The sequence below is a fragment of the Bowmanella sp. JS7-9 genome, from assembly GCF_004329715.1.
Taxonomy (GTDB): Bacteria; Pseudomonadota; Gammaproteobacteria; order Enterobacterales; family Alteromonadaceae; genus Pseudobowmanella; species Pseudobowmanella zhangzhouensis.
Window position 1 is genome coordinate 351,058 of sequence record NZ_JXSY01000011.1, and the last position, 17,888, is coordinate 368,945.

At 50.4% G+C, this 17,888-nt stretch carries 17 protein-coding genes; 7 read left to right on the plus strand and 10 right to left on the minus strand.

Annotated elements, in window-relative coordinates:
• Positions 1–40: 40 nt before the first annotated feature.
• Positions 41–1,279: a sodium:proton antiporter NhaD gene (gene nhaD / locus TK45_RS07065; protein ID WP_131257934.1), complete on the plus strand. Its 1,239-nt coding sequence runs from the start codon at positions 41–43 to the stop codon at positions 1,277–1,279.
• Here nhaD and TK45_RS07070 read toward each other — a convergent pair.
• The 5 genes from TK45_RS07070 to hslV all read right to left on the minus strand — a co-directional run bounded on the left by TK45_RS07070 (position 1,276) and on the right by hslV (position 6,400).
• Positions 1,276–2,511 (minus strand): SO_0444 family Cu/Zn efflux transporter, encoded by a 1,236-nt coding sequence (locus TK45_RS07070; RefSeq protein WP_131257935.1) that lies wholly within the window; start codon positions 2,509–2,511, stop codon positions 1,276–1,278. The two genes, nhaD and TK45_RS07070, sit on opposite strands and share 4 nt — an antisense overlap.
• The gene (zntR, locus tag TK45_RS07075) at positions 2,504–2,926 is read right to left on the minus strand and encodes a Zn(2+)-responsive transcriptional regulator (RefSeq protein ID WP_131257936.1); all 423 of its coding nucleotides are present in this window, start codon (positions 2,924–2,926) and stop codon (positions 2,504–2,506) included. Before zntR ends, TK45_RS07070 begins: the two co-directional genes overlap by 8 nt.
• A 60-nt stretch (positions 2,927–2,986) precedes the next feature.
• Positions 2,987–4,432 (minus strand): diguanylate cyclase, encoded by a 1,446-nt coding sequence (locus TK45_RS07080; protein WP_165490726.1) that lies wholly within the window; start codon positions 4,430–4,432, stop codon positions 2,987–2,989.
• Positions 4,433–4,534: 102 nt separating this feature from the next.
• A complete protein-coding gene (gene hslU, locus TK45_RS07085) occupies positions 4,535–5,866 on the minus strand; it encodes an HslU--HslV peptidase ATPase subunit (RefSeq protein ID WP_131257938.1) in 1,332 nt (443 codons plus the stop codon).
• A gap of 9 nt (positions 5,867–5,875) precedes the next feature.
• Complete coding sequence (gene hslV / locus TK45_RS07090; protein ID WP_131257939.1) at positions 5,876–6,400, minus strand: ATP-dependent protease subunit HslV; 525 nt, start codon at positions 6,398–6,400, stop codon at positions 5,876–5,878.
• Between the two features lie 208 nt (positions 6,401–6,608).
• Here hslV and TK45_RS07095 point away from each other — a divergent pair, with 208 nt between their 5' ends.
• Both TK45_RS07095 and TK45_RS07100 read left to right on the plus strand, forming a co-directional pair.
• A complete protein-coding gene (locus TK45_RS07095; protein ID WP_131257940.1) occupies positions 6,609–6,929 on the plus strand; it encodes a hypothetical protein in 321 nt (106 codons plus the stop codon).
• Between the two features lie 33 nt (positions 6,930–6,962).
• Positions 6,963–7,538 carry a hypothetical protein gene (locus tag TK45_RS07100; protein WP_131257941.1) on the plus strand — a complete coding sequence of 192 codons (576 nt, stop codon included), beginning with the start codon at positions 6,963–6,965 and terminating at the stop codon, positions 7,536–7,538.
• 30 nt (positions 7,539–7,568) lie between these two features.
• Here the strand turns inward: TK45_RS07100 and TK45_RS07105 are convergent, their stop codons facing one another.
• Complete coding sequence (locus TK45_RS07105) at positions 7,569–8,018, minus strand: SPOR domain-containing protein (protein WP_254426558.1); 450 nt, start codon at positions 8,016–8,018, stop codon at positions 7,569–7,571.
• A 426-nt stretch (positions 8,019–8,444) separates the two neighbouring features.
• On the opposite strand from TK45_RS07105, the gene TK45_RS07110 reads away from it, so the two are divergent.
• Positions 8,445–9,152: a PEP-CTERM sorting domain-containing protein gene (locus TK45_RS07110; RefSeq protein WP_165490727.1), complete on the plus strand. Its 708-nt coding sequence runs from the start codon at positions 8,445–8,447 to the stop codon at positions 9,150–9,152.
• 28 nt (positions 9,153–9,180) lie between these two features.
• Here TK45_RS07110 and TK45_RS07115 read toward each other — a convergent pair whose 3' ends face one another.
• The 3 genes from TK45_RS07115 to priA form a co-directional block, all read right to left on the minus strand.
• Positions 9,181–9,600 carry a GFA family protein gene (locus TK45_RS07115; protein WP_131257944.1) on the minus strand — a complete coding sequence of 140 codons (420 nt, stop codon included), beginning with the start codon at positions 9,598–9,600 and terminating at the stop codon, positions 9,181–9,183.
• Positions 9,597–11,720 (minus strand): methyl-accepting chemotaxis protein, encoded by a 2,124-nt coding sequence (locus tag TK45_RS07120; RefSeq protein ID WP_131257945.1) that lies wholly within the window; start codon positions 11,718–11,720, stop codon positions 9,597–9,599. The genes TK45_RS07115 and TK45_RS07120 overlap by 4 nt, the downstream gene beginning before the upstream one ends.
• Before the next feature lie 117 nt (positions 11,721–11,837).
• Positions 11,838–14,018 carry a primosomal protein N' gene (gene priA / locus TK45_RS07125; protein ID WP_131257946.1) on the minus strand — a complete coding sequence of 727 codons (2,181 nt, stop codon included), beginning with the start codon at positions 14,016–14,018 and terminating at the stop codon, positions 11,838–11,840.
• A gap of 221 nt (positions 14,019–14,239) precedes the next feature.
• On the opposite strand from priA, the gene rpmE reads away from it, so the two are divergent.
• Positions 14,240–14,452, plus strand: a complete 213-nt coding sequence (gene rpmE / locus TK45_RS07130; protein WP_131257947.1) for a 50S ribosomal protein L31 — start codon at positions 14,240–14,242, stop codon at positions 14,450–14,452.
• Positions 14,453–14,494: 42 nt separating this feature from the next.
• On the opposite strand, the gene TK45_RS07135 is transcribed toward rpmE, so the two are convergent.
• Entirely contained in the window at positions 14,495–15,370 is an 876-nt protein-coding gene (locus tag TK45_RS07135; protein ID WP_131257948.1) for a patatin-like phospholipase family protein, read from the minus strand.
• Positions 15,371–15,581: 211 nt separating this feature from the next.
• Here TK45_RS07135 and TK45_RS07140 point away from each other — a divergent pair, with 211 nt between their 5' ends.
• Positions 15,582–16,826, plus strand: coding sequence for a malic enzyme-like NAD(P)-binding protein (locus TK45_RS07140; protein ID WP_131257949.1), 1,245 nt, complete (start codon positions 15,582–15,584; stop codon positions 16,824–16,826).
• Positions 16,826–17,848 carry a zinc-binding dehydrogenase gene (locus tag TK45_RS07145; RefSeq protein WP_131257950.1) on the plus strand — a complete coding sequence of 341 codons (1,023 nt, stop codon included), beginning with the start codon at positions 16,826–16,828 and terminating at the stop codon, positions 17,846–17,848. The genes TK45_RS07140 and TK45_RS07145 overlap by 1 nt, the downstream gene beginning before the upstream one ends.
• Positions 17,849–17,888: the final 40 nt, after the last annotated feature.

The window sequence follows — 17,888 nt, forward strand, 5'->3', positions numbered from 1 at the left end:
TGCGTATAATTCGCGCCCATCAACGGACGGGGACGAAAAAATGACGATAATCTTGCTGTGTTTGGTGGCGATGGGCTTTGTTTCTATCGTGATTGAGGATGTGGTGCATATCAATAAAGCCAAAACCACGTTGTTTTTTGGTTCATTGGTTTGGATGTTGTATTTCATTTTGCCAATCAGTCATCATTCCGCCGCAGAACGTATTAGCTTGTTGAATGAAAACCTGCTGGATGTGGCCACGCTATGGTTATTCCTGATGGCAGCCATGACCTTCGTCGCGTACCTGTCAGCTAAAGGGATTATCGAAGCACTGGTGGGTCGATTGATGCCAACTCAGGTCAGCGAACGCAAATTGATGTATCTGACCGGTCTGTTCGGTTTTGTGTTCTCTTCGTTTGCCGACAATATTACCGCCACCCTGGTGTGTATCTCGTTTTTGATGAGTCTGCGCCTCGATGCCGACCGTCTCATGCGTTATCTGGTGTTGATTATCTTTTCTGTCAACGCTGGTGGTGCTGCACTGATTACCGGTGATGTAACCACCCTGATGATTTTCCTGGCCGGCAAGGTCAGCATTCCCAATCTGATGTTGATCAGTGTGCCGGCTTTTGCTGCGGTAATGGTGTTGGCTTTTGTATTGTCCCGCCCGCTCAAGGAACAGTTATCCTTTAGCAAAACAGTGACGCGTCTGTCCCGCGGTGACAAGCTGGTCACCGGGCTATTTATGCTGACCATTTTGGGCACCTTATTGCTCAACGTCAGTTTCGGCATACCACCCGTGTTGTGTTTCCTGTTTGGTCTGTCGATGATGTTTTTGGTGGTGCAGTTCTTAAACCGTGATGAAGAAGTACTGGAATATGTGCGCCATATTGAGTTTGATACCTTGCTGTTCTTCCTTGGCGTGTTGCTGTTAGTTGGCATGCTGAAAGAGTTGCAGGTACTGGATTACTTCCCAATGCTGTACCAGATTGTCCCTGTGTGGCTGGCCAACTTCCTGATGGGCATGGTCTCATCTTTGCTGGACAACGTGCCGCTGACTGCCGCCTTATTAAAATCTGGTATTGAAATGGGTCTGGCAGACTGGCTTACGCTAACCTACAGCGTCGGTGTGGGAGGCTCTTTGTTAGTGATTGGCTCTGCCGCCGGCGTCGTCGCGATGAGTAAGATTGAGATTCTTACCTTTGGCCGCTATCTGAAATTCAGCGGCCATTTGCTGGTTGCTTATGCGATTGGCTTTGCCGCAGTAACCGGCATGGGTTGGTTAATTACCCACGCCTAATGACAACTGGACGATGGCTGGGGACGCGCCGCGCGCCAGCCATTGGTCAGGGTTCTGACAATCAAACCAAATAATATCAGCGCTGCCAGTAAGTGAATCGGGCTCTCGGTGCCATGATGGTGCTGACTCACTTCTGAGTAATCCAGCGCTATCCCCAGATACTCCAACGCCAGATTTAAACCGTATCCGAGCATAATGGCTGCACTAACCACACCAAACAGATAAGCCACAAGCGTACGAGCCCCCATTTCTTTGCCGATCATGCCCATAGTACTGATGTTAGTGGCGGGGCCTGCCAGCAAAAACACCAATACCGCTCCGGGGGATAATCCGGCCGCAAGAAAACCCAGTGCGACCGGGGTCGAGGCGGTGGCACAGATGTACATGGGGACACCAATCAGCGCCATAACCAGCATTGCCAGCAAGCCGTCTCCCCAGCGGGTAAGAAAATCCATCGGCACAAAGGTTTGAATCATGGCTGCTAATCCCAACCCGATCATGAGCCACAGTACGATATCCTTGAGCAGCGTCGTGAAGGAAAAAGTCAGCATCGCGATGATTTTGCTCAGCCAAGCCTGAGAGGATTGAGGTTGAGAGTCACTACTACAACAGCTGGAAGTTTTTGCAGGTGCGGCAGCACAACAGTCAGGTTCTGCTTTGGGCTTGGTGCTCGCACAGCACGCAGCGGGTGCAGCAGGCTGAGTGACGACGTCAACTGATTGTTTGCTACAGCATGAGGTTTGCACCGCTTCGGACGTTGTCGTCGCACAACAACTTGTGGCCGAAGAAGACTGTTCCGCTTCAGCCTGATGGTGTTCGTTGCGGGTAATAAGCTTGACTAATAATCCGGTGTAGATCGCACTGACTATCGCGGCGAAAGGGCGCACAAACGCAAACACCGGGCCGAGCAAGGCATAGGAAACGGAGATGGAGTCTACGCCGGTTTCAGGCGTGGCAACTAAAAAAGCACTGGTTGCGGGTCTGGATGCACCGCTGCGGCGTAAGCCCAATGCGGCAGGGATCACCCCACATGAGCAAAGGGGCAGGGGGGCGCCAATTAATGAGGCCTTGATAATTGCGCTGGTGCTGCGGCTACCCATGTGTCGCTCCAGCAGTTTTACCGGTAGCAGTTCGTGCATGATGCCGGCAATGACTAAACCCAGCAGCAGCCACGGTGCGGATTCCACGAATAACGAGAAAAAATTACTGATAAGCAGGGCGACTTCATTCATGGTTGGGATCATCCAAAGCGTTAAGAATACTGCAGTGCTCGGCACTTTCACTGCCGCCACAGCAAGCTTGATGCAGGGTGGCGAGAGACTGGCGGATAGCCTGTAATTCTGCGATTTTACTGTCAATCTGCTGCATTTTATTCTGTGTGTAGTGTTTTACTTCTTCACAGGTATGAGCATCTGCGTGAGTGCGCAGCGCCAGTAATTCGGCGATTTCATCCAGGCTAAAGCCAACACGCTTAGCGCGCAGAATAAAGCGCAAACGTTGCAGCGCGTCACTGCCGTAGTGGCGATAGCCGTTGCTGGAACGCTCACTTGCGGTCAATAACCCTTTACTCTCATAGAAACGGATAGTTTCATTGGAGACGCCGGTAGCCTTGGCCAGTTGACCGATTTTTAACGATGCTGTTTTCATGGCGGTAAGTATAAACCTTGTAGTCGACTATAGAGTCAAGCTTACTCAATAAATACTTGATCAGGATATGATTTGTTCAGGCACAGGGGCGAGCATGACCTGATTACGGCCGGCCTGTTTGGCGCGATAAAGTGCACTGTCTGCCCGTTCAAACAAACTATTGAATGTGTCGTCCGTAACGCTTTGCGCTACACCAAAGCTGGCTGATAAATGCCCGCCGCCGCTTGTCATGAGTTGCGTAACCCGACTACGAATACGTTCTGAAATTTCCTCTGCCTGAGACTGGTTTGCACCGGGTAATATCGCGACAAACTCATCGCCACCAAATCGGCCGAGGAGATCGCAGGGGCGCAAACATAGCTGCGCAGCAATGGTGACTTGCTGTAAGGCTTTGTCCCCCTCGCTATGTCCCAATTGGTCGTTTATCTGCTTGAAGTGATCAATGTCGAACACCACGGCACTTAACGGTATGCCTTGTACTTTAGTGCGGTTTAACTGGGCCATAGCCTTGCGCACCAAACGTTCTCTGGACGCCACGCCAGTCAGGCTATCGGTCGCGACAATCTGGCGTAGGTCGCGGTTGTGCTGCAGCAAGGTAGGGATGGCCAGACCAAACAGACTGTTAGCGGCTACCACGCAAATCGCAAACTGATAGACCAGTGCATGTTCCATCAGTCCCAGTGCGGGAATTAATATGGCAATCAGCAGGCTGGCTATGGCGACGCTGGTGGCATTGCTAAATGGCGGCTCGGTAATGGCGATCCACATATGCGGGATAACCAGGAAGAAAATGGCAAATACTGCATGGGAATTATTGAAAAAGCTGGCCAGCAACATGGCGGCCAGAATGCAGCTGACGCTAATTAGAATCCGAAAACTAAAATGCCGGCTCATGAGTTGCTGAGGGCGCAACACAGGGTCGTCCAACAGGTGCAGGCTGCTGGATGTGACCGCACTTATAACGCCTAAAAACATCGGCCCTAATGCTAACGCACCGGTGAGATCGCCAATCCAGAATGGCAGCCAGGTATCGGCAATATCGCTGAATGGCAGCATATCAGTAAACCACAATGACAGCATTGTCAGCCCGGTTGCCGCTAAGGTCATCAGCGGGGTGATCACCAACACAGTGAGAATGACCAAAGTAAAATGGTGCTCATAGCGAATGCGCTGATATCGAATAACAAAGCCGGTTAGCCAATAGGGCAAAATATGTGCGGCGGCATTGAGCAGACCTGCTTCAATCAGTTGCAATGTAGTGTGGGGCAGAGCGTATTGCGTCGCAGTTTGAAACGTGACCGCCACGATGGCGAGGGTAATGGGTAATATCGCACGCTGACCGAGCAACAAAAATGCGGCGATAGAAAGTGCACTGGGTGGATACCAGACACTGGCGTGGTTGGCATATTCCATTAAGCCGGCCAATTCCCAGACAGCAATCCACAGCACAAGCAGGCTGAGCTGGGTGGGAACTATTCCGGTCAGATAACGCGCCAGTCGAGGCATAACAACACAACCCTTACATCGTGGTGATAATGATGTTGTCGCCATTATGCATGGAATTGTGTAAATAAAAAACAACCCCGCTCGGGGCGGGGTTGTGGAGTTTTACAGAATAAAGCGGCTTAGGTCTTCATCATCGACCAGTACATCCAGCTTACTGTTTACATAGGACGCATCAATGGTGAGTTGTTCGCCGTTACGTTCGCTGGCGTCAAATGAAATCTCTTCCATCAGACGTTCCAGTACCGTGTGTAAGCGGCGCGCACCGATATTCTCCGTGCGCTTATTGACTTGCCAGGCGGCATGAGCAATACGCTGAATACCGTCTTCCGTGAAGTCGATATCCACCCCTTCGGTTTTGAGTAGTGCTTTGTATTGTGCGGTCAAAGAAGCATTAGGTTCGGTCAGAATGCGCACAAAATCTTCAACGGTCAGGGCATTCAGCTCGACCCGAATTGGCAGACGGCCTTGTAACTCCGGGATCAAGTCTGACGGCTTGGTCATTTGGAACGCCCCTGAGGCGATAAACAAAATGTGGTCGGTTTTGATCATGCCATGTTTGGTACTAACGGTAGAGCCTTCAACCAGAGGCAACAGGTCACGCTGAACGCCCTCACGACTGACGTCTGCACCGCCGGTGTTTTCACGTTTACAGATTTTGTCGATTTCATCGATAAAAACGATGCCGTTTTGCTCGGCCATATGCAGGGCTTTTTGTTTCAGGTCTTCCTGATTTACCAGTCGCGCCGCTTCTTCCTCGATGAGTAACTTATACGCATCTTTAATCTTGAGTTTTTTCTGCTTGCGAGTGGCGTTGCCAGACAGATTTTGGAACATGCCCTGCAATTGATTGGTCATTTCTTCCATGCCTGGCGGTGCCATGATTTCAACCCCAATTTGTGGCGCAGCGATGTCGATTTCTATCTCACGGTCATCTAATTGGCCTTCACGTAACTTTTTACGGAAGGTTTGACGTGTGCCGCGATCTTCAACGGGTTCACTATTCCCCCAATTGTCTTTCGGTGGCGGTAACAGGGCATCCAGAATTCGTTCTTCGGCCGCTTCTTCCGCGCGATAGCGAACCTTGGCCATTTCCTGTTCTTTGCACATTTTCACCGCGATATCGGCTAAATCGCGAATAATTGATTCGACCTCTTTACCCACATAACCGACTTCGGTGAATTTGGTGGCCTCTACCTTTATGAAAGGCGCATTGGCCAGTTTAGCCAGTCGGCGGGCAATTTCGGTTTTGCCAACACCCGTTGGGCCAATCATCAGAATATTTTTCGGTGTCACTTCCTGGCGCAGTTCTGCATCCAGTTGCATACGACGCCAGCGATTACGCAGCGCGATGGCAACCGCGCGCTTGGCATTGTGCTGACCAATGATGTGCCGATCTAACTCGTGCACAATTTCTCTTGGAGTCATTTCAGACATAGTAATCTCTTAGTAGTCCAGCGTTTCGATAGTCTGGAACTGGTTGGTATAAACACAGATGTCACCGGCGATAGTTAGCGCTTTGGTCGCGATAGTTTCGGCATCTAAATCGGTATTTTCTAACAGCGCCGTCGCCGCCGCCTGGGCATAGGGACCACCCGAACCGATAGCAATCAAATCGTTCTCCGGTTGCACCACATCGCCATTACCCGTGATGATGAAAGAGGCAGTGTGGTCTGCTACTGCTAACAGGGCCTCCAATTTGCGTAGGGCCCGGTCGGTACGCCAGTCTTTAGCTAGTTCAACGGCGGCGCGGGTTAAATGGCCCTGATGGGCTTCCAGCTTGGCTTCAAAGCGTTCAAACAGGGTAAACGCATCGGCGGTTCCGCCAGCAAAACCGGCCAATACTTTGTTGTGATACAGGCGGCGCACTTTGCGGGCGTTGCCCTTCATCACTGTATTGCCTAAAGAAACCTGTCCATCGCCGGCAACCACGACTTTGTTACCCCGGCGTACAGATACGATTGTAGTCATTCATTTTTCCTTGTTGTTTGCTGGCGGGCAGCAAGCGGACGTGAGGTGTATGTAGGGGGCAGAGGATAAAAATTCAAGTCACAACCCGGGTAAGCGCGGTAAAAACCACCAATTACGCTTAGTGGTGGGGAATGTCCGTTGGTTGACATCGGTTTTTTATCGTGTCGCGCATATAACTAGCTATACAAGGCAACAAGGTTTGTTTGGTATGTCAGGTAAGCTGCTTTCAATTCGCAACATGTCAGTGCTCAGCGCATCGCTGCTGCTGATGCTGGTGTTGTTGGGCGGTGCGACAGACCAGACCGCGGGTTGGCAGGCTGATGAGCAGTCTGCTGAACTGGTATTCCTGAGCGATAAAGTCAATGCCGACGATGATGGCGATTCTGTCACCTCTGAGCGTCAGCATTTATTGTCCCTGAACCCAGGTTTTGACAACCCCTGTGAGTATGCTGCGCCAGCGTTACTGGCGTTTGTTGCCCGCTATGCACTTATTCGTGCGCCACCCTCAATGTTTAACAAAATCAACTAGTTGAAAATTTTTGTTAAATATTGAAGGTGAGTTATGTACATCACAAAATCATTGAAACCGTTTATCGTTCAAGAACCAAGAATGGCGCTGGCTGTGTCAGAAGGCTTTAGCAAACATAGTCCGGCCTGGCAGGCTGTCATGCCCTATTCTACGACCCAATCTATGGTCTTACCCCACAGTTTATCGGCGCTCAGTGCTCGGCAAATACTCACCAGTCTCGGCATTACCGCCTGTTTGGTTGTCGATGCGAGACAACGGGTGATTGGGGTGGTCAGTCAGCAAATCCTGCAAAGTGAACAATTGTTGATTCGCGCCCATCAGTTGAATCAATCCGCCGATGAACTGGATATAGAGCAGGTGATGCAGGCATTGCCCGATGTTCCCTGTGTCGATGCCAATGAATTGGGGCGTTTCCGGGTTGAAAATCTGGTGGCGCTGCTGGCCGAATGTGGCAGCCATTACTTATTGGTAGTGGAACCTGTGACGCAGGCTATTCGTGGTTTAATCAGCGCAACACATATTAGCAACGTGTTGGACAAACCACTTGAGATCAGCCGCAAGGCCAGTAGTTTCGGCGAGATAATGCAGGCAGTCCCTCATCCCCATTAATGTAAAAGGCCGGCGATATGCCGGCCTTTTTTAATTCCATCCCCAAATCTGACAGGTGGTGATGCCTAGTTTGCGGATTTGATGACGATCCCGCTCAGCCGCGCGCTTACCGTGATACGGCCCCAGTACCACCCGGTGCCAGATGCCATTCTTACCATCGGTGGTTTTGATAAAGGCTTCTTTACCTATCATGGCTAACTGGGCGCGCATAGTTTCCGCCTGATCCTGAATGCGGAAGGAGCCACATTGCATCTGATAATCTTTTTGCTCAGCCGGATCATCAGGTACCTCAACCTCCACTTCCTGATTTTCCAGTGTGTCGATAAATTCCCATTTTTCCTGCGGCACTTCTGGCAACGGCTCTTGTTGCTTTTCGACAGGCGCATCTTTTTGACTGAGCGCCGGGGTGGGTTTGTCACTGGCACCGTTAATCATAAAAAGGCCATATGCCAGTACCGCACCCACAATGAGGGTTAACATTATCACCACCCAGGGCAGCGGTTTTCTCGGTGGCGGTGTTTCTTTGGCAGGCACGCGCCCACGCTTTACATAATCTTTTGGAGCCATGAAGGAAAAATTCTTTTGTTATTAAATAGCGCACGGCAATAAGACCGGTGATTGTACCTAGCTGTCGGGAGGAGACAACGAATATTTTTCGGCAATTATCCTCTTGTTTCTGAGGACTAAATTCATCAATAAAATTCAAATTACGTTAAAAAATACTGATAAAACAATGGTTTAATTGCTTATAGCTGTCAATCTCTTTTACAGTGGCACGAATCAAATAAAATAATATGTAAAAATAAATTATTCAGTGCTTTGTTTTATAAAGGAAAAAAATATTTGGCTTGTATCTTGCTCACTCGCATATGGCAAGAAACAGAGAAAAACCAAATGGAGAAAGATATGTTAGGAAAATCAATAACAAAATGTTCGATGCTGGCTGCAATACTGGTAAGTATGAATGTTCAGGCAAGCTTGGTCACACTCACATTTGATAATGGTGATTCACTGGGTGACTGGAGTCAGGATCGAACGGCACCTGCTGGATTTACCATCGTTGATAATGAATTGGTGATGTCTATTGACGGCTCTCAAGCGACGGATGGCGGTTTTAACGACACGCACGGTATGAAATTGTCAGTAGATGGGGCTAACTATGTAGCAATCGACATGTTTGTCAGTGCTGACTGGACTAATTCTGAGCGATATGCGGGTTTTTGGGGAGTTGGACGCGATATTTCGGACAGCATTTCTTCATATCCTATTCTTGAATTTCAAGGAGCTGGAGTGAATTTCCCATCAGCGGGTATCGCGATTTGGGACAATATGTGGGCCGAAATTTCAGATTTATTTACTCTTGATGCCTTTAATAGATTTGCGTTGCGAGCTAATGGTATGGGTGTCGATTATTTCCTGAACGGCACTAAAATATACAGCGAAACGTCTTCGATGACAGTTGGGTTTTCCGACATTATTCTCAACGCTAAAAATGACGGAAATTCATTTGAGGTTCGTTACGATAATTTAACTTACGGAAAAGTACCTGAGCCTGCGGCATGGGCGTTAATGCTTACGGGCTTGGCTTGGCTTGGATTGCGCAAAAAAAGATAATAAAAAAACCGGCCACTGGCCGGTTTTTTTATCCTCGTGGAGGCATTTCTTCGTTATGCGGTAGCTGCTCGGTACCACTATACCAGCAGGCTTTCGAACCCCAGAATATATTCTGGCTGGGGGTAATTTGCGGATCGCCGTCCAATCCACCGGCAGGAATAATGACCACTTTATGGCTTTTGCTCAGCCATGGCAGGTTGCAACCACACTTTTTACAAAAGCAGGTGGCAAAATATTTGGTCGTGGCCGGTTCATAACGGCCAACGAATTCTTCTCCCTGTGTCCAGCGAAACTGTTCGGGTTTGACGAACAGATTACTGGCGTGGGCGCTGCCGGTGACTTTGCGACAGCGGGAGCAATGGCAGTATTGAAACATACCCATATGCCCGCTGATTTGATATTGCACTTCACCACATAAACAGCTACCTGATACCTGATATTCACTCATGATTTTAATCTGCCTAGTTGTCCGTTCATTAACTCTACCACCCGGCTTATTCGCTGCGACAGATTTTCCAAATCATCACCTAATTCAGACAAATGCTTACTACCATCACCGATGGCAACCACCCGCCGGTTGATTTCTTCACTGACGGTACTTTGTTGTTCAGCCGCCGTGGCCACCTGTAAAGCGTAATCACTGATTTGCGCAATACTGCTTTGCACCTCGGTAAGATGAGTAAAGCTGCTGCGGGTTTTGTCCACGGTACCGGATACAGATTGCTGAATCGTACTGAGGGTTTTAACCGCAGTATCCACGTCTTTATGCAATGACTCGATTAGACTGCCAATTTCGCCAGTGGATGATTGGGTGCGGGCGGCCAGATTCCTTACTTCATCGGCCACCACGGCAAATCCCCGGCCTTGTTCGCCTGCACGTGCAGCCTCAATCGCGGCGTTTAACGCCAGTAAATTGGTTTGTTCGGCAATCCCCTGGATGGTGACGATAATCCCGGTGATATCATTACTGCGCGAGGCCACCTGAGAAATCTGATCGGAGGTTTTTTCCATCTGCGCCGACAAGCTGTCTACTTCCTGCATATTCTGGCGGAATGTGTCGCTAGCCACGTTAAGCAATCGGGCACTGTCTTGCGAGTGTGTCGCTGTGCCAGTAGCCAGTTGCGCTACCTCGCTGGCAGTGGCTGACATTTGGGTGATGGCGGCGACTACATTGGTCAGATTGCTCTCCTGTTTGTCGGTTTCAGCGCGCATGTGTCGGGCGCGCTGGTCCAGACTACGCACGTCCTCTCCCAGTTCACGGGAAACGTCTTTCAGTGCCGTTATCATGTCTCGTAGTTTGGCGATAAACTGATTTAAGCCCTCGGCCAGGTAAATCAGTTCCCGGTGGCTGTTAACCACGATGGTCTGGGTTAAATCCCCTTCATTAGAGGCCAGATTGTTGACCGAGTCGGAAACCTGACGGATTGGGGTGCTCAAGCTATTCGCCAGTAATATTGCTAATACCACGGCAATCGCCAGCAGCACCAGTGTGACCAGCATAATAAAGCGCTGACTGCTGGTATTAATCTTTTGATTCTCTTCACGCATTTGTGCAATAGCGGCTAACGCCAGTTCTCGGGGCACACTGACAACGAGTTTCCAAGTCACGCCAGTAGGCGCGATGTCCAACGGCATCACCGCATGCCAGGTGTCGCCCTCGGTCGATGTACTGTTGGTTTGGCTGAGTAGCGGTGTTAATTTTGTTGCGACCTGATCAACACGCTTGCCCAGACCGTCCGGAAACTCAGTAGAGGCCACCAGTAACTTGTGCTGACTAATCAGGGTCAACTGCGATTTACCGTTGAAAAAACTTTGCGATTGCTCTGTCAACCAACGCTGAATAATTGGCAGGTTAATGTCTGCACCCACCAGACCAATAAATTTACCTTTTTGCAGAATGGGCGCCGCCAAGGTGGTCATCAACTCTTCCTTGCCGGGCTCAATCTCGTACAAATATGGATCCATCACACAAGGTTTGGCCGACTCCATACTGCACAGATACCACTCTGCCTCTCGCAGACCATTTTCATCCCGCTCACTGGCGTATTTTTCTTCTGGGTCTTCACTTGGGTAAAACACAAGCTCACCACCTTCACGAACCCAATACACCTCAAGGGTACCGCTGTTAGAACTGTGCTCGAGATTGCCCTGATTGTTGGCATCCTGTTTGTCATAGGTGTTGGGTTCGAACTGCGCATATAAAGAGCTGAGTTGCGGATTGGCGGCTAACATCGAGCGGGTAAGATCCCGCACCTGCATGCGCTCCAATGGTGTGGCTGGTTGTGCTGAATCACCCAGAGTCTGCGCCCATGACAGTGGCACAGCAAAAGAAGTATTGATCAGGTTGAGGACCTGATCGGCGGCAGCTTGCCCGGTGAGTTGCATACGACGCACCACGGCGTCACGTAACTGACTCTCTGCCGCATTTAGCAATGCGTCAGACGAGCGATTCAGATCGCGAATACTCAGGGCTGACAGGGTTAATACACTGATCAGTACTACACCTAAAACCAGCACCAGCAATTTGGTTTTGATTTTGAGCTGACGATAAAACTGCAGGCTATCCATATGAGGCCTCTGAACTTTATTGGTTATCGTTTTCTATGCCTGCCAGAGGCACATATTCAATAGTAGACACAAAATTCAAAAGTCACTTTTTTTTGTAAAAAAATCAGCAGTTTGGCGTTAGCTAAAATCCTGTGGATCTACGTCCACGGACCAGCGTACGCGGTTAGCCAGCGACAGGGATTCGATGGAAGGCAGAGCAGTAAATAGTTGCTTTTGTAATACGGCACGTTGGGGAGATTGCACCAGCAGTTGCATACGGAAGCGACCCTGGCGTTTTTCCAGCGGAGCTGGAATCGGACCGAGCAGTTCAACCTGCGAACTGGCAAAGCAATCCCGTGCCTGACGCAAAAATTCATAGGCTTGTTCCTGATCGTGGGCTTCACAGCGTAATAACGCCTGACAACTAAATGGCGGTAATCCGGCAGCCTTACGCTCATCCAGCGTGAGACGGGCAAAATGCCCATATCCATTCAACAGTAAATCTTGCAGCAGCGGATGGCCTGGCTGGTGGGTTTGTAACCACATTTCGCCCGGGTGCTCTGCGCGTCCAGCTCTGCCCGCCACCTGAGTGATCAATTGTGAGAGATTTTCCGCCGCGCGGAAATCTGCGCTAAATAGTGCGCCATCCACGTCGACGATCACCACAAGTGTCACCCTGGGGAAATGATGGCCTTTGGCGAGGATTTGTGTGCCCACCAGGATCTGGCATTTGCCGCTGTTGATGTCCTCCAGCGTCTGATGCAGGCGCACTTTGCTGCGCATATTGTCTGAGTCGATGCGCATCACCGTATATTCCGGGAACAGTTCGCTCAAGCCCTGCTCCAATTGCTCAGTACCGACGCCTTGGGTGATCATGTTATGGGCGTGGCAACTGCCACAACTGTGCGGAACAAATTGCTGGTCACCGCAATGATGGCAATGCAATCGATTAGAAAAGCGGTGCAGGGTATAGGGTCGGTCGCAACGTTGGCACGATTCAACTGCCCCGCAATGATGACATTGCAGCGAGGGCGCATAGCCACGACGGTTTAGAAATACCATGACCTGATTGCCCTGCGTAAGGTGAGCACGCATTCGCTCCACCATGCCACTGGCGATACCAAACAAGATTGGCTGGTCGCGAATATCGAGCAAATGCTGGCTCGCTACATTGGCGTTGCCGGCACGTGCCTGTAATACCAGATGCCGGTATTTGCCAGAAATAGCGTTGTGCAGGGTCTCCAGTGATGGGGTGGCACTGCCTAATAAAACCGGAATGTTCAGCTGACGCGCGCGAATGGCGGCCAAATCCCGTGCATGATAACGAAAGCCTTCCTGCTGCTTGAATGAGTTGTCATGTTCTTCGTCCACGACGATCATGCCAAGCCGTTTAAACGGGGTAAAAATAGCCGAACGGGTGCCAATGACGATGCCGACTTCGCCCTCGTTGCTGCGTCGCCAAACCGACAACCGTTCTTTATCTGTCATACCCGAATGCAGCATTTCTACCGGTACGTTAAAGCGATTGGCAAAACGCGCCACGGTTTGTGGGGTGAGGCCAATCTCGGGTACCAGAATTAGCACTTGTTGCCCCGCTGTCAGCAGGGGTTCAATGCTTTGTAAATACACTTCGGTTTTACCGCTGCCGGTAATGCCTTCCAGCAGGGCTATGCCAAACTGGTTATGCATGGCGACAAGCGCGGTGATTGCTAATGATTGCTCCAGATTCGGCGTCGGTTTGTCTGCGACTGACAGGCCCTGCCACCAATGCTGTTGTGACTCGGGATAGGCTTCAAATTGCTCAATAAATTGATGCTTGAGTAAGCCATCTATGCAACTTTGACTGAACGATTGACGCACCTCGCTGGCCGGGCGTTGACCTGTGGCCAGCCATTCCAGCAGCACCTTTTGGCGTGGCGCGCGTTTCAATTTTTGCCAGTCGAAGTCGGTCAGGTCCACGCAATGGCGCAGGTACTCTAACGGCGGGGCTTCGGCGGACTCACCATCGCGTAAACGTACCGGTAAAGCGCTGTGCAACACTTCACCAATGGGATGTTGATAATACTGACTGGCCCAACGCAGCAAAGTGAATAAATCGGTATCGAATACACTGTGTGTATCTATTACAGCATCGATGGGTTTTAGCCTGGCTTCATCCACATCGCTGTGTGACTTGGTTGCAAGTACGATGCCGACAACTTTGCGCCGCCCGAATGTCACCCATACCCGTGCGCCCTCCACAACGGATTGCTCCACTATGTAATCAAAACTACGACGCATAGGGACGGGAACGGCAATTTCGGCAATCAGGTGGGACATAATTCTTAACTAGCGACGCGAATAGGCGCACTATAAAGCAATGTGCCGGACACGTCATGGGGCGTTTCGAGCTGGCAAAGATTGCTTGATTTACACACAGTATTTCCTTATGATTCGCGCCCTGAATTTTTGACGTCGGCTTCGGCCGGTTGTGTATTAATAACGTATGGTGCTTGTCTTCGGGATAAGTGGCGATACGGGCCAAATGATGAGGCTTCCCCATGAAAAAAGATATCCACCCAGCATATAACGAAATCACTGCTGCTTGTTCTTGTGGTAACACCATGAAAATCCGCTCTACTCTGAGCAAAGACCTGAACCTGGACGTATGTTCAGCATGTCACCCTTTCTACACTGGTAAGCAGCGTAACGTTGACACCGGTGGCCGTGTTGATCGCTTCAACAAGCGTTTCGGTGTACTGGGCAAGAAATAAGCCCGGAACTGATATCGAAAAAGGCGCCCTTGGCGCCTTTTTTTATGCCTGCAGGCTACTGCCCTGCCGATAGGGATAAATATTGTGCAGTTTGAGCGGTACATATTGTTTAGCGGTTTGATAGCCCACTTCAAATAGCTGATTTTTGGCGTCTTTTGTCAGATTAAAATCGACCGCGGATACTTCGCCGGTGTTGATTACTACCGTATTGTGCCAGTACTGAGCGTTGACATATTCGCGGGATATCGCGGTCATAAACGTGCGGATTAACAGTTCAACGTAATGTTTAAGCGGAACCAATGAATGAATCTTATTTGGTTTGCGGCCATCCTGATTGCTTTTAAGTCGAAAACAAACACCAGGCGTGCCATCGCCATTCCAATCATCGAATAACGCATCTTCGGCCAGAATCGCCCCATCGGTCAGGGGACTGTCCTGATATTTTTTAAAACTGAATATCAGCGGAATCGACATGGAATAACGCACTGCTTTAGAAATCTTGAGGTCGGGGCAACGCTCGCGGTTAAAAATAACCGGAGCCCCGCTGTTCAGATCGGTAGCAAGAATATTCAGGCGCATGGGAATATCGGCGAAAGTTCGGCCTTGCAGTTGCTCATCCATCCATTCTTCGAAGAAATCACCAGAGGCCAGCCCGCCCTCAAACAACAAACGCAAAATTGAAAACTCGCGGAACTGGCGAAAGTCGGTGTTTAGTGCCAATCGCTTGATGTCCTCCAACGACATTCCGGCAGAATACAATGACGACACAATGGAGCCGCCGGACACGCCAACCAACGAGTCGAAGCGATAATTCAGCTCCAGTAAGGCCTGCAAAATACCTATGTGCGCTGACAGACGGGTACCGCCGCCAGAGAAGATAGGCACGATTTTTTGTTGCTGCGCTGCTGTGTCCGTCACCGCTACTTTCCTTTATAAGACCACAGCTTAAGTATGCAGAGGCTCACCAATTTCGCGAATTTAGTTGGCAGACTTTGCCTGTTAATAGTCACTATTCGGTTTACTGATAGGCAAACACAGACTGCTCTGATAAGTTGGTTAAAAAGGCTGTGCTAGACTCGCGCGCCACACAAAAATAATCATAAAACCCTACAAACCGACCGAGGCAATCATGTCTGATTTCAAACAAAAGGCATTGGATTATCATGCCAAACCGACGCCAGGGAAAATCAGTGTCGAACTGACTAAACCGGCCGAAACTGTGAAAGATTTAGCACTAGCGTATTCGCCAGGTGTGGCGGAGCCGGTGCGCGAGATCGCCGCGAATCCGGATAATGCCTACAAATATACCGCCAAAGGTAATCTGGTTGCGGTGATTTCCAATGGTACGGCGATATTGGGCCTTGGCAATCTGGGCCCTTTGGCGTCCAAGCCAGTTATGGAGGGTAAGGCGCTGTTATTTAAACGCTTTGCCGGATTAGACGCGATCGATATCGAGGTGAGTCATCGTACCCCGGAAGAGTTTATCAATACGGTGGCGAATATTGCTGATACGTTCGGCGGGATCAATCTGGAAGATATTAAAGCGCCGGAATGTTTTGAAATCGAACAGGAATTGATTAAGCGCTGTAATGTGCCGGTATTTCATGATGATCAGCATGGTACCGCGATAGTAACGGCGGCCGGCATGCTCAACGCGCTGGAAATTCAGGGTAAGGCGTTACACGACGTCACCATAGTTTGCATGGGGGCTGGCGCGGCGGCAGTGGCCTGTATGGAACTGCTGATTAAATGTGGCGCACAGCGCGAACGGATTTATATGCTGGATCGCCGCGGTGTGATCCATACCCGCCGTGATGATCTGACTGAACATAAAAAACTGTTCGCAAATAATACCGACAAGCGCACGCTGGAAGATGTGATGGACGGCGCCGACGTGTTTGTCGGGGTGTCGGGGCCGGATGTGTTACCACCTGAAACGCTCAAACTGATGGCTGCCAATCCGGTGGTATTTGCCTGCTCAAATCCGGATCCGGAAATCAAACCTGAGTTAGCCCACGGGGTGCGTGATGACCTGATTATGGCGACCGGCCGCTCAGATTATCCAAACCAGGTTAACAACGTGCTGTGTTTTCCATTTATCTTCCGCGGCGCGCTGGATGTGCGTGCGACCAAGATTAATGACGAGATGAAAGTAGCGGCGGTGGATGCGATTCGTAATATCGCCAAACAACCGGTGCCTGACGCGGTGTTGAAGGCCTGTGATTGCACCAGCCTGACGTTCGGTAAAGAGTACATTATTCCTAAACCTATGGATGCGCGCTTACGCACTGAAGTGTCACGCGCGGTGGCGCAGGCTGCCATCGACAGTGGTGTGGCAGGCATGGTTAAGTTACCCAAAGGATATATGCAGTAATGGCGGAAAATCGAGGATTGGCGCTGCGCTTTATTGACGATGTCGACGCGCCATTTAGTCAGCGTCTGGCATTGGTCAGCAAGCCGTTAGCACAACTAAACAAAGGTGAGGTGAGGGTCAAGGTTCTTGCTTCGCCGGTCAACCCGTCCGATCTGGTCTATCTGCGTGGCCAATATGGCGTTCCGCCCGCGGATGCGGCGTTTGCCGGCTTCGAGGGATGCGGCGTGGTAGTGGCTGCCAACGCAGGCCTGTACGGTAAATGGCTGTTAGGCAAACGGGTTGCGATTGCCGCCACGCCCGGCGCTGATGGAGTTTGGGCTGAATATGTGACGACATTGGCCAGTTATTGCTTGCCGGTGCGCAAAGATATTGACGATGTGCAGGCCTCTACCTTGATTGTGAATCCCTGTACTGTTGTATGCCTGTTAGCCCGAGCCAAGGAAATCGGTACTCAGGCGGTGGTAATCAATGCGGCGGCTAGTCAGGTGGGTAAAGGCCTGATCCGTTTGGCGAAAATGCAGGGGGTGAAAACCATCTGCACCGTGCGTAGTCAAGCGAATGTGGCAGTGTTGCGTGAACTGGGGGCGGATGCGGTGTTACTCACTACGGATGATGATTACCCCGAACAATTGAAGGCGTTGGCCCATGAATGGCGCGCCAGAGTGTTACTGGATGCCGTAGCGGATATGGATACGCCATCAGTATTGCGTGCCATGCCGGCAGGCAGTACGGCGATTGTCTATGGACGTCTACAGGAAACCCGCGATCCGTTAGGGGGCCGTTTCAGTGTAGCCGATGTGATCTTTCGCCGGATCAAGATTGAAGGGTTTTGGTTGGCGGACTTTATGAAAAAGGCGTCGCCGCTCAAGGTGCTTAGCGTCAGCCGCCAGGTGCAGAAATTATTTGCTGAGGGCGTATTTCATACCGATATCCGTGGTGAATATGGCTTTGATGACTTTATGCCCGCACTGGAACACTACGCCGAGCACAAAAGTGACGGTAAAGTGATTTTGCGTCCGTAACAAGCCAGAGCTGCGCGGTCAGACTGAACCCCCGCCAAAT

Bases quoted from the DNA above. Each gene is read 5' to 3' on its own strand.
- nhaD (WP_131257934.1), top strand. From the start codon at position 41: ATGACGATAATCTTGCTGTGTTTGGTGGCGATGGGCTTTGTTTCTATC.
- TK45_RS07070 (WP_131257935.1), bottom strand. From the start codon at position 2,511: ATGAATGAAGTCGCCCTGCTTATCAGTAATTTTTTCTCGTTATTCGTG.
- zntR (WP_131257936.1), bottom strand. From the start codon at position 2,926: ATGAAAACAGCATCGTTAAAAATCGGTCAACTGGCCAAGGCTACCGGC.
- TK45_RS07080 (WP_165490726.1), bottom strand. From the start codon at position 4,432: ATGCCTCGACTGGCGCGTTATCTGACCGGAATAGTTCCCACCCAGCTC.
- hslU (WP_131257938.1), bottom strand. From the start codon at position 5,866: ATGTCTGAAATGACTCCAAGAGAAATTGTGCACGAGTTAGATCGGCAC.
- hslV (WP_131257939.1), bottom strand. From the start codon at position 6,400: ATGACTACAATCGTATCTGTACGCCGGGGTAACAAAGTCGTGGTTGCC.
- TK45_RS07095 (WP_131257940.1), top strand. From the start codon at position 6,609: ATGTCAGGTAAGCTGCTTTCAATTCGCAACATGTCAGTGCTCAGCGCA.
- TK45_RS07100 (WP_131257941.1), top strand. From the start codon at position 6,963: ATGTACATCACAAAATCATTGAAACCGTTTATCGTTCAAGAACCAAGA.
- TK45_RS07105 (WP_254426558.1), bottom strand. From the start codon at position 8,018: ATGTTAACCCTCATTGTGGGTGCGGTACTGGCATATGGCCTTTTTATG.
- TK45_RS07110 (WP_165490727.1), top strand. From the start codon at position 8,445: ATGTTAGGAAAATCAATAACAAAATGTTCGATGCTGGCTGCAATACTG.
- TK45_RS07115 (WP_131257944.1), bottom strand. From the start codon at position 9,600: ATGAGTGAATATCAGGTATCAGGTAGCTGTTTATGTGGTGAAGTGCAA.
- TK45_RS07120 (WP_131257945.1), bottom strand. From the start codon at position 11,720: ATGGATAGCCTGCAGTTTTATCGTCAGCTCAAAATCAAAACCAAATTG.
- priA (WP_131257946.1), bottom strand. From the start codon at position 14,018: ATGTCCCACCTGATTGCCGAAATTGCCGTTCCCGTCCCTATGCGTCGT.
- rpmE (WP_131257947.1), top strand. From the start codon at position 14,240: ATGAAAAAAGATATCCACCCAGCATATAACGAAATCACTGCTGCTTGT.
- TK45_RS07140 (WP_131257949.1), top strand. From the start codon at position 15,582: ATGTCTGATTTCAAACAAAAGGCATTGGATTATCATGCCAAACCGACG.
- TK45_RS07145 (WP_131257950.1), top strand. From the start codon at position 16,826: ATGGCGGAAAATCGAGGATTGGCGCTGCGCTTTATTGACGATGTCGAC.